The sequence below is a fragment of the Streptomyces sp. NPDC020747 genome, assembly GCF_044334695.1.
Classification (GTDB): domain Bacteria; phylum Actinomycetota; class Actinomycetes; order Streptomycetales; family Streptomycetaceae; genus Streptomyces.
In genome coordinates, this window is record NZ_JBIRTJ010000016.1 from 167,929 (window position 1) to 181,848 (window position 13,920).

11 protein-coding genes are annotated in these 13,920 nt (G+C 69.3%); 3 read left to right on the forward strand and 8 right to left on the reverse strand.

The features are described 5' to 3' along the window. Positions 1–91 precede the first annotated feature (91 nt). The 8 genes from ACH4YP_RS35750 to ACH4YP_RS35785 form a co-directional block, all read right to left on the reverse strand. Positions 92–673 (reverse strand): ATP/GTP-binding protein, encoded by a 582-nt coding sequence (locus ACH4YP_RS35750; protein WP_026248371.1) that lies wholly within the window; start codon positions 671–673, stop codon positions 92–94. Continuing rightward, positions 654–1,235, reverse strand: a complete 582-nt coding sequence (locus tag ACH4YP_RS35755; RefSeq protein ID WP_361058319.1) for a DUF742 domain-containing protein — start codon at positions 1,233–1,235, stop codon at positions 654–656. Before ACH4YP_RS35755 ends, ACH4YP_RS35750 begins: the two co-directional genes overlap by 20 nt. Before the next feature lie 92 nt (positions 1,236–1,327). Then, on the reverse strand, positions 1,328–1,741 hold the full coding sequence (locus tag ACH4YP_RS35760; RefSeq protein WP_033321188.1) for a roadblock/LC7 domain-containing protein: 414 nt from the start codon (positions 1,739–1,741) through the stop codon (positions 1,328–1,330). A 10-nt stretch (positions 1,742–1,751) separates the two neighbouring features. Further along, positions 1,752–5,018, reverse strand: a complete 3,267-nt coding sequence (locus ACH4YP_RS35765) for a nitrate- and nitrite sensing domain-containing protein (protein WP_361058321.1) — start codon at positions 5,016–5,018, stop codon at positions 1,752–1,754. A gap of 399 nt (positions 5,019–5,417) precedes the next feature. After that, the gene (locus ACH4YP_RS35770; protein WP_055614002.1) at positions 5,418–5,993 is read right to left on the reverse strand and encodes an ATP/GTP-binding protein; all 576 of its coding nucleotides are present in this window, start codon (positions 5,991–5,993) and stop codon (positions 5,418–5,420) included. Then, positions 5,974–6,372, reverse strand: a complete 399-nt coding sequence (locus ACH4YP_RS35775; protein WP_055614003.1) for a DUF742 domain-containing protein — start codon at positions 6,370–6,372, stop codon at positions 5,974–5,976. The genes ACH4YP_RS35770 and ACH4YP_RS35775 overlap by 20 nt, the downstream gene beginning before the upstream one ends. 120 nt (positions 6,373–6,492) lie before the next feature. Beyond that, entirely contained in the window at positions 6,493–6,906 is a 414-nt protein-coding gene (locus ACH4YP_RS35780) for a roadblock/LC7 domain-containing protein (RefSeq protein ID WP_044471908.1), read from the reverse strand. Positions 6,907–6,915: 9 nt separating this feature from the next. Continuing rightward, entirely contained in the window at positions 6,916–10,686 is a 3,771-nt protein-coding gene (locus ACH4YP_RS35785) for a nitrate- and nitrite sensing domain-containing protein (protein WP_398495057.1), read from the reverse strand. A 602-nt stretch (positions 10,687–11,288) separates the two neighbouring features. Here ACH4YP_RS35785 and ACH4YP_RS35790 point away from each other — a divergent pair. The 3 genes from ACH4YP_RS35790 to gltX all read left to right on the forward strand — a co-directional run bounded on the left by ACH4YP_RS35790 (position 11,289) and on the right by gltX (position 13,839). Then, positions 11,289–11,477: a hypothetical protein gene (locus tag ACH4YP_RS35790; protein WP_361071021.1), complete on the forward strand. Its 189-nt coding sequence runs from the start codon at positions 11,289–11,291 to the stop codon at positions 11,475–11,477. Positions 11,478–11,582: 105 nt separating this feature from the next. Further along, positions 11,583–12,371: a fumarylacetoacetate hydrolase family protein gene (locus ACH4YP_RS35795; RefSeq protein ID WP_361071024.1), complete on the forward strand. Its 789-nt coding sequence runs from the start codon at positions 11,583–11,585 to the stop codon at positions 12,369–12,371. Continuing rightward, entirely contained in the window at positions 12,364–13,839 is a 1,476-nt protein-coding gene (gene gltX / locus ACH4YP_RS35800; RefSeq protein WP_361071027.1) for a glutamate--tRNA ligase, read from the forward strand. The genes ACH4YP_RS35795 and gltX overlap by 8 nt, the downstream gene beginning before the upstream one ends. Positions 13,840–13,920: the final 81 nt, after the last annotated feature.

Sequence of the window (13,920 nt, forward strand, 5' to 3'; positions counted from 1 at the left end):
CCTCCCCAGGCATCGACCAGAGCATTGTGGCCCAAAGGCGACGGCCCCCGCCCTCCCGGAGGAGGAACGGGGGCCGCGAAAAACCTGACCGCTACCGCAGGCGTGCCATCAAGGCATGCTCCACCAGCGTGATGAGCGCCGACTTGGCGTCCGCGCGGTGGCGGGCGTCCGTGGTGATGATCGGGGTGTCGGGCCCGATCTGGAGCGCCTCCCGGACCTCGTCCGGGTTGTACGGCTGGTTGCCGTCGAAGCCGTTCAGGGCGATCACGAACGGCAGCCCGCTGTTCTCGAAGTAGTCGACCGCGGGGAAGCAGTCGGCGAGACGGCGGGTGTCGACCAGCACGATCGCGCCGATCGCGCCGCGTACCAGGTCGTCCCACATGAACCAGAAGCGGTCCTGGCCGGGCGTACCGAACAGGTACAGGATCAGGTCCTGGTCCAGGGTGATACGACCGAAGTCCATCGCCACCGTGGTGGTGGTCTTGTCCCCCGTGTGGGTGAGGTCGTCGATGCCCGCCGAAGCGGACGTCATCACGGCCTCGGTACGCAGCGGGTTGATCTCCGAGACGGCCCCGACGAACGTGGTCTTGCCCACGCCGAAGCCGCCCGCCACCACGATCTTCGCGGACGTGGTGGAGCGGGAAGGCCCTCCGCTAGAGCTTGCGAAGTCCACTGAGCACCCTTTCGAGCAAAGTCACGGCTGGCTGCCCGCCGGCGCTCTCGTCGCCGCCGGGCTGATGAATGGCGACCAGGCCCGCCTCCGCCAAGTCGGCGACGAGGATCCTGGCCACGCCGAGAGGGATCGTCAGGAGGGCCGAGATTTCGGCCACCGACTTGATCTCCCGGCAGAGGTTGCAGATCCGCTGATGCTCGGGCAGCTGGCCCTGCATCTGGTGCGGCTGCGCGGTGGTGTGCACCAGTGCCTCGATGGCGAGCTGATACCGAGGCCTGGTGCGGCCGCCCGTCATGGCGTAGGGGCGGACCAGCGGGTTGCTGGCGCCCCCCGCGGGCGATGGTTCGGGGGAGCGTCGCTGCGGCTGCACGGGCTGGATGCGCGGCGCCGGCGGCTGGTCGTACGGGGAGGGCCCGGGACCCTGGGGTGCGTAGGGCTGCTGGCGCCGCGGGGACGGTGCGGAGGGGAAGTTGTACCGGTTCGGCGAGTCGTTCCCGCCCTGGCCCTGGCCAGGGCCATAGGACCAGTTGCCCGAAGGCGATCCGCCTGGGGGTGTTGCCACTTTCTCCTCCTCCGACCGTGCCGGGCCCATCAGTGTGGAGCCGCGTCCCGAAACCTTACGGCCACGGGACGCCAAAACGCATCGCTTGTCTGCTAGTTGAGAAGGCTCCCCTGGAGCTCCGCACGCAGATCAGGGGTCAGAACCGTACCGGCACGGTCCACCAGAAGGGCCATCTCGTACCCGACGAGACCGATGTCCGCTTCCGGATGTGCGAGTACTGCGAGTGATGATCCATCGGAAATGGACATGATGAAGAGGAATCCCCGCTCCATCTCCACAACCGTCTGATTCACACTCCCGCCCTCGAAGATGCGGGACGCGCCCGCGGTCAGCGAGGTGAGACCCGACGCGACGGCGGCCAGCTGGTCGGCACGGTCACGCGGGAACCCTTCGGACATCGCCAGAAGGAGTCCGTCGGCGGAGACCACCACCGTGTGCGACACCCCGGGGGTGTTGTCCACGAAGTTGGTGATCAACCAGTTCAGGTTCTGCGCCGCCTGGCTCATCGGGCTCACACTAACGCTCCTGGTTGTAGGTGCTGTCAGGACCACCGTGTTGATTTCTGGTGGCCTGGCCGTTCGTTTCGCTTCCTGCGTTACGCCCCCTCTGGACCCCGCGGCGCAGGTTGCTCAGCCTGCCCCGGACGTCCTCGGGAGCGCGGGAGACCTGGGGGCCGCCCTGGGGGGTCGATTCCGCGGTGCCCTCGACCAGGTTGGCCTTGGGCACACGCCTCGGCAGGCCGGAGGAGGTGACCCCGCCCGCCTTGGGCTTCTTCAGCTGCTCGGCGCGCTGCCACATCTGGTCGTTGTTCGACCGCCAGTCGCCCTTGCCGGAGCCGTTGCCGCCACTTGAGTTGCTGTCCTTGCCGCCACCGAAGGGAGACGGCGACTCCTGGCCCACGGACTGCTGGCCGCCCGCGCTCGCGGTGGATCCGCGACGGGGGAGCCCGGCGTCGGTGGATCCGCGGCGCGGAAGCCCGGCGTCGGTCAGCGCGTGGGCGGCGGGAGAGGCCGTTCCCGGACGCTCGAAGCCTACGGGGTCCTGCTCGGCCACGTCAGCGGCCTGCACGGACTCCGCTTCGGGAGCGTACTCGGAACGGTAGCCGTTCTGGTACGAGTCCTGCTGCGGCCAGTCGTCCTGGTAGGACTGCTCCTCGAAGGGCGAGAAGGTGTCCCGCGCGGGAGCGTGGGCGGGCTGGGGCTCCTCCTGGACCGGCTCCGTGTAGGAGGGTTCCGGGTATCCGCCGTTGGCAGGGAAGTACGTCTCGTCGTACGACGCCTGCTGGGGCTCCTCGTACGGCGTCTGCTGGTCGTACGAGGGGGCCTCGCTGTACGCGGCCGCTCCGTTGTCGTACGCCGCAGCACCGTTGTCGAAGGCCTGCTGACCGTTGTCGTAGCCCTGCTGCGGGTCGAACTCGCCGGTGAACGACGGGGACCCGCCCTCCAGCTCGCCGTGCGTCTGGGCCTCCAGGGCCGCCCGGCGCTCCTCACGCATCAGCGAACGGCCCACGGGGTCCAGCTCGCGTATGTCGTCCGGGACCTCGGTGTAGCGGCTGTCGTCGAAGCCCAGCTCGGCGGCCGTGCGCATCGGCTGGCCGCCGCTCTGGAACTCCTCGCCGCCGAAGGGCTGCTGCTCCGGGATGATCTGCGAGACGGTGAACTCGTCGCGCTGCGGTGCCGTCTCGCCGCCGCCACCGTGCGTGATGATGTCGGGGAGCATGACGAGCGAGGTCGTACCGGCCTGCTCGCCCGAGGGGCGCAGCTGGACGCGGATGCCGTGCCGGTCGGACAGCCGGCCGACCACGAACAGACCCATGCGCTGCGAGATCGCGGCGTCGACGGTCGGCGGGTTGGCCAGCTTGTGGTTGATGTCCGCGAAGTCCTCGGCGGTGAGTCCGATGCCCTTGTCGTGGATCTCGACCATGATGCGGCCGTCGGGCAGCCGGGTCGCGGTGACGCGGACCTTCGTCTGCGGCGAGGAGAACGTGGTGGCGTTCTCCAGGAGCTCGGCGAGCAGGTGCACGAGGTCGGTGACCGCGCGGCCGTGGATCTCGGCCTCCGGTACGCCCGACAGCTCGATGCGCTCGTACTGCTCCACCTCGGAGGAGGCGGCGCGCAGCACGTCGACCAGCGGGACCGGCTGGTCCCAGCGGCGGCCCGGCTCCTCGCCGGCGAGGACCAGGAGGTTCTCGCCGTTGCGGCGCATACGGGTCGCGAGGTGGTCCAGACGGAAGAGGTTCTCCAGCTGGTCCGGGTCGGCCTCGTTGTTCTCCAGCTCGGTGATCAGGGTCAGCTGGCCCTCGATCAGGGACTGGTTGCGGCGCGACAGGTTGGTGAAGATCGCGTTGATGTTTCCACGGAGCAGAGCCTGCTCGGCGGCCAGTCGTACGGCCTCGCGGTGGACCTGGTCGAAGGCGCGGGCGACTTCGCCGATCTCGTCCGTGGTGGTGATCGGGATGGGCGTGACCCGGGTGTCGACCCGGCCCGGGTCGGTGCGCGAGAGCTGGTCGACCAGCATCGGCAGACGCTGCTCGGCGACACCGAAGGCCGCGTTGCGCAGCTGGCGCATCGAGCGGCTCATCTGGCGGGCCATGAGGCCGGCGATGATGAAGGCGGCGAGCAGGGCCACGATGACGATGGCGCCGTTGAGGAAGGCGTCGCGCTGGGCGTCGGTGGCGATCTGGCCCGCTTCGTCGACCGCCCGGTTGATGAGGTCCTCCTCGACCTCGCCGTAGCCGTCGAACTTGAGGGTGGAGGCCGCCATCCAGGTCTCGGGCGTGATGCCCTGCTGAGCGAGGTCGGTGGGCGAGCTGCCGCTGCCGATGGCCTGGATCATGCCGGTCATGGCGGGCGGTGCCTTGTAGGTCCGGCCGGCCGCCTCGGTCTTGCTCTTCGCCTCGGCGGCCAGCTTCGCGCCCTGGGCGGTCTTCTCCGCCATCACCTGCTTGAGCCGCGCGGCGTCCGCCTCCGTGCCACCGGAGATGTACTCCTGGACGGCTATGTTCTCCAGGTACGCGTACGACGTGAACGCGGTGACCTGCTGCTGACGGACCTTCTCGTTGGAGCTGGGCTTCACCAGGAGGTGCATGCCGATCGAGCGCTGCAGGGACTCGGCGCCCTTGGCCAGCGTGACGGCGTACACGGTACGGCCGTAGCTCGTGATGTTGCCGGTACCGAGGCCCAGCTCGTTCGAGAACTCAGCCAGGAGGTGCTCGACGGTGACGTAGCCCTCTTCGGTCTTCGTCGGATCCATCGCGGTGGTGTACGCGGCCTTGCGCAGCTGGCCCAGTGTGGGCTCGGCGTCCTCCACCAGCTTCAGTCGGCGTTCGAGGCCCTGACCGGCCGGCATCCCCACGACTTCCTGGTGGAACGCGTCGGCCTTCTGGTCCGTCACAGCGCGGGCCTGCTTGACGGTCGCGCTGTTCCGGTCGCCTTCCAGCAGCGGCTGGGCGGAGACGTCGCGCTCGTTGAGGAGCGCCTCGGCGTACTGCCCGGCCGCGTCGACGATCTTGGCGACCTTCTCCGCGTCCTGGGCCTCCTGCCAGGTGTCTATGGAGCTCTTCACCTGGAAGCCGCCCATGACGAGCCCGACGATCACGGGTATGAGGAGAATGGCGTTCAGCCTGGTCGGCACACGCCAGTTGCGCGGGGACAGACGCCCGCCACTCTTGGCGGGTGGGGCCGCCGGCTCCGGGCCGGACACATGTGCGGGTGCCGCTCCGCGCGGCGGCGGGGTGAAGTTGCCCCGCGCCGACGGCTCGGGACCGTTCTTGCTACGCCTCACTCGACCAACAACCTCTCGGCGTGTGCACCTTCGTCGTGCCGCGTGTGTCTTCGGCCCTTGCTACTGGGCAGTTCTGGCATTCCAGCACGTCAGGGTGTGCTCGTCCAAACACTCGGAACCAAGGATTCCGAGTGATGTAAGCCCTAGATAAAACGGTCATAAAGAGCGAGCCCCGCCAAAAGGCGGGGCTTTTGTGAGCACAGCGGCATCAGACGACCGCGACGCGTGTCGGTACCACTGGATATCTCTGTCGAAACGTTATGAACACCAAGGCCGACCGTGTCAAATGACACAGTCGGCTCCAGTGCGTCTACGACAACTGCCGTACGGCGTTGCCAACTTGTATGCCAGGCCCGACAGGCCCGCAGGGCCGACCAGGACACGGCCTCCGTGTGGTCCCTAGCGCAGGCGAGCCATCAAGGCATGCTCGACCAGTGTGATCAGCGCCGACTTGGCGTCCGCGCGGTGGCGGGCGTCCGTCGTGATGATCGGTGCGTCCGGCCCGATCTGCAGGGCCTCGCGGACCTCGTCGGGCGTGTACGGCTGGTGTCCGTCGAAGCCGTTCAGGGCTATGACGAACGGCAGGCCGCTGTTCTCGAAGTAGTCGACCGCGGGGAAGCAGTCGGCGAGACGGCGGGTGTCGACCAGCACGACGGCGCCGATCGCGCCGCGTACCAGGTCGTCCCACATGAACCAGAAACGGTCCTGGCCGGGCGTACCGAACAGGTACAGGATCAGGTCCTGGTCCAGGGTGATACGGCCGAAGTCCATGGCGACGGTGGTCGTCGTCTTGTCCCCGGTGTGGGTGAGGTCGTCGATGCCGGCCGAAGCGGACGTCATGACGGCCTCGGTGCGCAGCGGGTTGATCTCGGAGACGGCACCCACGAACGTGGTCTTGCCGACACCGAAGCCACCCGCCACCACGATCTTCGCGGAGGTGGTCGCCCGACCCCCGTCAGAGCTTGCGAAGTCCACTGAGCACCCTTTCGAGCAGTGTCACGTCCGGGGCGCCGCCATTGCTCTCGTCGCCACCCGGCTGGTGGATCGCGACGAGTCCGGCTTCCGCGAGGTCCGCGACGAGAATCCGTGCCACACCCAGGGGCATGGACAGCAGGGCCGACACCTCGGCCACCGACTTCACCTCACGGCAGAGGTGGCAGATCCGCTGGTGCTCCGGGAGCAGCCCCATCAGCTGCGCCGGGTCGGCCGTGGTGCTGATCAGTGCCTCTATGGCGAGCTGGTAGCGCGGCCGGGTCCGGCCGCCGGTCATCGCGTACGGACGTACCAGCGGCTGGTCGCCTTCATCCTCGTACGGCTGTGCGTACGGATCATGAGAGGCGGTGGGCGGGGTCATTGATCCTCCGGGCGGGACAGCAGGTCGGTCAGTCGTGCCGTCTGACGGGGCCGGTGGGGGGAGGGCGGCCGACGGATTGTGCGGACGTTCGGTGAAATTCGGACGTACGTAAGAACCTGGCTAATGGAGCAGGCTGCCCTGGAGTTCGGCCCGCAGATCCGGCGTCAGCACCGCACCCGCACGGTCGACGAGCAGCGCCATCTCGTATCCGACAAGGCCGATGTCGCAGTCCGGGTGGGAGAGGACCGCGAGGGACGATCCGTCCGAGACGGACATCAGGAAGAGGAAGCCGCGTTCCATCTCGACGACCGTCTGGGCGACGGTGCCGCCCTCGAAGATCCGGGAGGCGCCGGCCGTGAGTGAGGTGAGTCCGGAGGCGACGGCCGCGAGCTGGTCGGCGCGGTCGCGCGGAAAGCCCTCGGACATGGCCAGAAGGAGTCCGTCGGCGGAAACGACGACGGTGTGGGACACCCCGGGGGTGTTGTCAACGAAGTTGGTGATCAACCAGTTGAGGTTCTGTGCCGCCTGGCTCATCTGGCTCAACTAACGCTCCTGCTGGTGAGTGGGGCTGGGGAAGCTGCCGGTCTGGCCGTTGCCGGCCTGCCGGCCCTGCTGGATGCCCCTACGAAGATTGGTCAGCCGGCCGCGTACGTCATCGGGCGCACGCGAGACCTGCGGACCGGTTTGGTGCTGTTGCTGCTGAGCCGTCCCCGCGACGAGGTTCGCGCGGGGGACCCGGCGCGGCAGACCCGAGACGGTCACGCCACCCGCGGAGGGCTGGCGTACCCGCTCGGCCTGCCGGCCGAGTTCGTCATTGGGGGTGGCCCGCCAGGAGGCGGACCCTGTCGCGGCGGGCACCGGACGCTGCGGGGCCGTGGGAGCCTGTGCGGGCTCCTGCGGTGCCTGCTCGCCGTTGCCGGCCTGGGCCTGGTTGAACCAGTTGGTCTCCAGGGTGTCGTACAGCGGCGTACGCCCGTCACCGGGACCCGCCGGCGGCAGCGCCTCGGGCTCCTGGGGGAGCGCGGGACGCCGACGCGACTGCGGACGCTGGGGGCGGGAGCCGTTGGTGCCGTTGGCACCGGGACGCTCGAACTGTCCGGTGCCGCCGCCCTGCCGCTCGCCGTGGTTCGGCGCCGGGAACTGACCGGTGTGGTTCTGCTGAACATCCTGCCCGGGCGCCGCGTACTGACCGGTGGAACCACCGTCGTCGTAGCCGGGCATCGAGAACTGGCCGGTGGAGGCGGGGTCCTGGCGGTTGTACTGGCCTCCCGAGGACGGGTTCTGGCCCGAGCCGGAAGGATTCGGCGTGCCGAAGACGTCCGGGCGGACGAACTGCCCGTTGCTCTGCGGCGCACCCGCGCCGGAACGCGGGGCGTCGTAGTCCGGCCGCGGGTACTCGCCCGTGGAACCGGCGCCCTGACGGTCGTCGATCCGCGGAAACTCTGAGGTGGACGCCGTGGACGCGGGAGAACCCGGGCCCTGACGGTCGTTGATCCGCGGCAGCTGCGAGGTGGCGTCCGGCTCCTCGTGGCCGCGCGGGGCGTCCATCGGGGAACGCGGCACCGGCGGCTGCGCGTTGTCGTCGCTCCAGCTGGGCACCCGCGGCTGCGGGTTGCCGCCGGGCAGCTCGGCACGCGGACCACCGCGCGGCGGCAGCTGAGGCGCACGACGGCCCTGGTCGCCACCGGTCGGACGCTGCTGGGGCGGCGGGGGCACGGAGCTGCGGCCGTTGCCGCCCATCGTGTCCTGACGGCCGCCGCCGAACGCGTCCTGCCGGCCGGAGTCGTTGCTGTCGAAGCCGTTGAAGGACTGCGGGGCACCGGCACCGGCCGGGGCCGGCCTGCCCTGCGGGGGCTGCTGGGGACCGCGTGGTCCGCCCGGTCCTCCCGGGCGACCGCCCGCGTCCGGCCTGGGCAGTGCGGCACGCGCTCCGGTGCCGGCACCGACCTGGCCGCGCTGCGGGCCGGGGTTCAGCCGTCCGCCGTTGCCGCCGGTGGGGGCGCCCGCACCGAGGGCGGGACCGCTTCCGGCGCCGCCCCGGCGGGCCGCCGCGACACCGGCCGCGGCCTGCGCGGCGGCGGGGCCGCCGCCGGTGGGAGCACCCTGGCCCTGCTTGTTGCCCGGAATCTTCTTGCCGCCCTGGGCGACATCGACGGGCAGCATGACCAGCGCGGTCGTACCACCGGAGTCGGAGGGCCGCAGCTGGATGCGGATGCCGTGGCGCTGGGACAGCCGGCCGACCACGAACAGACCCATGCGGCGGGAGACCGAGACGTCCACGGTGGGCGGCGAGGCGAGCCGCTCGTTGATCGCCGCGAGGTCCTCGGGCGAGAGACCGATACCCGTGTCGTGGATCTCGATCAGCACACGGCCGTCGGGCAGCGCGTGACCGGTGACCTTGACCTTGGTCTGCGGGGAGGAGAACGACGTGGCGTTCTCAAGGAGCTCGGCGAGCAGGTGCACGAGGTCGTTGACCACGCGGCCGGCGACCTCGGTCGTCGGCACGGCGGCCAGCTCGATGCGCTCGTACTGCTCCACCTCGGAGGCGGCGGCGCGGAGCACGTCGACCAGCGGGACCGGGCGGGTCCAGCGGCGGCCGGGCTCTTCACCGGCGAGGACGAGGAGGTTCTCGCCGTTACGGCGCATGCGGGTCGCGAGGTGGTCGAGCTTGAACAGCGAGGACAGCTGGTCCGGGTCGGCCTCGCGGGACTCCAGTTCGGAGATGAGCGAGAGCTGACGCTGGATGAGGCCCTGGGAACGGCGCGAGAGGTTGGTGAACATCGCGTTGACGTTGCCTCGCAGGAGGGCCTGCTCGGCGGCGAGTCGTACGGCCTCGCGGTGCACGTCGTCGAAGGCCGCGGCGACCTTGCCGATCTCGTCCTTCGAGTGCACACCGACCGACTCGACGGACGTGTCGACGTCCTGCGGGTCGGACTCGGAGAGCTGCTTGACCAGTTCGGGCAGCCGGTCCTGGGCGACCCTCGTCGCGGTGTCCTGGAGGCGGCGCAGCGAGCGGATCATGGAGCGGGCCACCACGAAGGCGCCGACCAGCGAGACACCGAGCACCAGCAGGATCAGCGCACCGGAGATGATCGCTTCCTGCTCGGCCTCGTTGCGCAGCTCGCGGGCCTTCTGCTCCATCTCGTTGAGCAGCGTGAGCTCGATCTTCGACATTTCCTGGTACCTGGCGGAGTCGGCGTCCACCCAGTCCAGGTACGAGCGCTTGTCACGCAGCTGCAGACCGTTCTCACGCCCGAGCACACGCTCCGCGTAGGTGTCGGCCGCCTTGATGGTCGGGCTCGGCTCGTCGAGCGGCTTCGTCAGCTCGCGCGAGTTGCCCTCGTAGATGCTGGCGAAGCTGGTGAGCTCCGCCTTCTGGTTCTCGAAGGCCGAGAGGCCGTACTGCCGGTCGTTCTCGGAGAGATCGCCGTACGAGGCGTCGGTGGCCGGCAGGGCCGCGGCGATGACCGCGCGCTGGATGGACGCGTACTCCTTGGCGGTGGAGAAGGCCGCCAGGGCGCGCGTGCGCTGGATCATCTCCGGATTGCTGGTCGCCTCGGCCATGTCCTGGGAGAGGCCGAGCAACCGCTCGATGAGCCGGTGGTACGACTCGACCGACTGGGAGGAGTTCTCCTCGTTCTGGAAGGCGTTGTTGCGGATGCCGCTCAGGGTGTTCAGCTGGGTGGCGATGGCCACCACGTTGTCCCGGACGCCGTCGAGGTTCTCGTTGTTGCCCGCGTCGTCGAGCTCGTGGGTGCCCTCCATGAAGGCGGCACGCGCACGGTCGGTCTTGTCGCGGACGCCCTTGACGGTGAAGTCGGACGCCTTCGTGCCGTTGGCGAGCGGACCGGCCGACCTGTCGCGCTCGTCCTGGAGCGCGGAGGCGAGTTCGGTCGCCTGCTTCGTCATGTCGGTCAGCAGCTTCATGTTCTCGAGCTGCTGGATCTCGTCCATCGTGTCGCTGATGCGCAGGGCACCCAGCGAGGTGGCGGCGACCACGGGCAGCGCGAGCAGCGACACCAGACGTGTGGAGATGCGCCAGTTGCGCAGAGCTATTCGCGAGCCGGGGCCACTGGGGTTCTTCGCCTTGGGCGGTGCGGCGGGCGGGGTGCCGGGGCCACCGGTCACCGGGGTCGGACCGCCCTTGCCCTGGGCGCCCTTGGGCGCACCGGGGCGCGAAGAGCGCTCGCCTCCGTCGCCGGCCCCTGCCGGTCCTTGGTTCTGGGCGTGCTGGGGCGAGGAACCGGTGCCGGTCCCGCCGTGCGGCTCCGGCTCCGCCGAAGCGCTGCCATCCCTCTTGAAACGTCCCTGCACTAGCGTCGCAACCTCTGGACCAGGCGCCTCCCCGCGTGAACGGCGAGACGGTGTCGGCGTCTTGGGAGCGCCCTGAACGCGCCCCCATGTGTGGTCGTGAGTGACCGGCGCAGGCCCCCCTTCCCGCCGCCACTCGGCGCTGCGTTCGCGCCCCTTGCGCGCCGGTTCGATCCCGCGGCGGTTCCGTGGAATTCCAGCACAGTGCCGGATCTCCAACAAGGCCCATGGGTCATGCTGTGACCATCGTGACACCCAGTGAAGAAGGTATTACGGCACGTGGAATTCGATTGTGTCGATAACGGACGCGGGTGCACGAGTCATGCGCGGGTAAGCGGTGTCCCAGTCGCCATGATCAGGAGCGGAATAAGGCCTTCAGTGAGGCAATGTCCGTTTCGGCAGGGGGAGTTGAGGGTCCGAATTGCCCGGATTGTCTACTAGTGAGTGAGGAAACTCACACGGCGATCACGTCGCCTTCACGCGTTCCACAGGGAATCGCATGTTTAGCCTGACGCTTTACAGGGATGGCAAATCCGACAACCCGCGCTCGCGCGGCGGTTCCCGAAGCCGCCCGGCGCCCGTACCGACAGGGTCCGAAACCGCAGATGAAGACGACGATGATGTTCCTCAACATAGCCAACCCGCGACGCACGACCCTGGCGCACCTCGAGGACGCCGAAGAGCTGCGTACGCCGGAGCGGCAGGAGCACTCCGTCGAGCTCCCGGCGCAGACCGCCAACCCCCGCCGCACGATCCTGATGGACGCCCCGGTCGCGGCCATGGCAGCGGAGTAAGCCTCCCACGCCCCGCCCACCGCGGTCCCGCGAGGTCGCGCCCCTCCCCCGCGTTAGCCTGGAGCCTCAATCTCCAGCCAGCTCAGTGAGGGGCGCAGGCATCTCGTGCGCATCGCCAGGTTCTCCATCGACGGCAACGTCGCGTTCGGCGCGGTCGAGGGCGAGAGCCCTCCTGGGTCGACCGACGGGCTCGTGCTCGACATCATCAAGGGCCATCCCTTCACGGACTTCGAGCTCTCCGGCACCAAGGTCCCGCTGAGCAAGGTCCGGCTCCTGCCACCCATGCTCCCCAACAAGGTCGTGGCCTTCGGCCGCAACTACGCGGAGCACGCCAGGGAGCTGGGCAACGAGGTGCCCGACGTCCCGTTCGCCTTCTTCAAGCCGTCCACCTCTGTGATCGGCCCCGGCGACGAGATCGCGTACCCCTCCTTCTCGAACGAGCTGCATCACGAGGCCGAGCTGGCCGTCGTCATCGGCCGGATGTGCCGCGAGGTCCCGCGCGAACGCGTCAAGGACGTCATCCTCGGCTACACCTGCGCCAACGACGTCACCGCACGCGACGTCCAGAAGCGCGAGAAGCAGTGGGCGCGGGCCAAGGGCTTCGACTCCTCCTGCCCGCTCGGCCCCTGGGTGGAGACGGACCTCGACCCGTCCGACCTGACCATCATGTGCACGGTCAACGGCCAGCAGCGCCAGCTGGGCCGCACCAGCGAGATGATCCACTCCGTCGAGGACCTGATCGTCAACATCACCGAGGCCATGACGCTGCTCCCCGGCGACGTGATCCTCACGGGCACCCCCGCGGGGGTCGGCCCCCTCACCGTCGGCGACGAGGTCGCCGTCACCATCGAAGGCATCGGCACTCTCACCAACAAGGTGATCAAGCGTGGCTAACGCGACCGTCCGCGTACGTTTCTGTCCGTCCCCGACCGGCAACCCCCACGTGGGCCTGGTCCGCACCGCCCTGTTCAACTGGGCGTTCGCCCGGCACAACGAGGGCACTCTGGTCTTCCGCATCGAGGACACCGACGCGGCCCGTGACTCCGAGGAGTCGTACGGCCAGCTGCTCGACTCGATGCGCTGGCTGGGCTTCGACTGGGACGAGGGCCCCGAGGTCGGCGGCCCGCACGAGCCGTACCGCCAGTCACAGCGGATGGACATCTACCGCGACGTGGCGGCCAAGCTCCTGGAAGCGGGCCACGCCTACCACTGCTACTGCTCCACGGAGGAGCTGGACGCCCGCCGCGACGCCGCCCGCGCCGCCGGCAAGCCGTCCGGCTACGACGGCCACTGCCGCGAGCTGACCGCCGAGCGGAAGGCCGCGTACGAGGCCGAGGGCCGCGCCCCCATCGTCCGCTTCCGCATGCCCGACGAGACGATCACCTTCACGGACCTGGTCCGCGGCGAGATCACGTACCTCCCGGAGAACGTCCCGGACTACGGGATCGTACGAGCCAACGGAGCCCCGCTCTACACGCTCGTGAACCCCGTCGACGACGCCCTGATGGAGATCACCCACGTCCTGCGCGGTGAGGACCTGCTCTCCTCCACCCCGCGCCAGGTCGCCCTCTACAAGGCGCTCACCGAGCTGGGCATCGCCAAGTCGGTGCCCGCCTTCGGACATCTGCCGTACGTGATGGGCGAGGGCAACAAGAAGCTCTCCAAGCGCGACCCGCAGTCCTCGCTGAACCTCTACCGGGAGCGCGGTTTTCTCCCCGAGGGCCTGCTCAACTACCTCTCCCTGCTGGGCTGGTCGCTCTCCGCCGACCAGGACATCTTCACGATGGACGAGATGGTCGCGGCCTTCGACGTGACGGACGTGAACCCGAACCCGGCCCGCTTCGACCTCAAGAAGGCCGAGGCGATCAACGGCGACCACATCCGCCTGCTGGATGTGAAGGACTTCGCCGAGCGCTGCGCCCCCTGGCTGAAGGCCCCCTTCGCGCCCTGGGCGCCGGAGGACTTCGACCAGTCCGCGTGGGACGCGATCGCCCCGCACGCCCAGACCCGCCTCAAGGTCCTCTCCGAGATCACGGACAACGTCGACTTCCTGTTCCTCGCGGAGCCGGCCTTCGACGAGGCGTCCTGGACGAAGGCCATGAAGGAGGGCAGCGACGCCCTGCTCCGTACGGCCCGCGAGAAGCTGGACGCGGCCGACTGGTCGAGCGCCGAGTCCCTGAAGGAGGCCGTCCTGGCCGCCGGCGAGGAGCACGGCCTCAAGCTCGGCAAGGCCCAGGCCCCGGTCCGCGTCGCCGTCACCGGCCGCACGATCGGCCTGCCGCTCTTCGAGTCCCTGGAGATCCTGGGCAAGGAGAAGACGCTGGCCCGCATCGACGCGGCGCTGGCGAAGCTGACCGCGTAGTTCAAGCACACGAGAGGGGCGGCACCGGGCTGACCGGGGCCGCCCCTCTTGTGCTTCGGGGGACAACCCCCGAACCTCCGG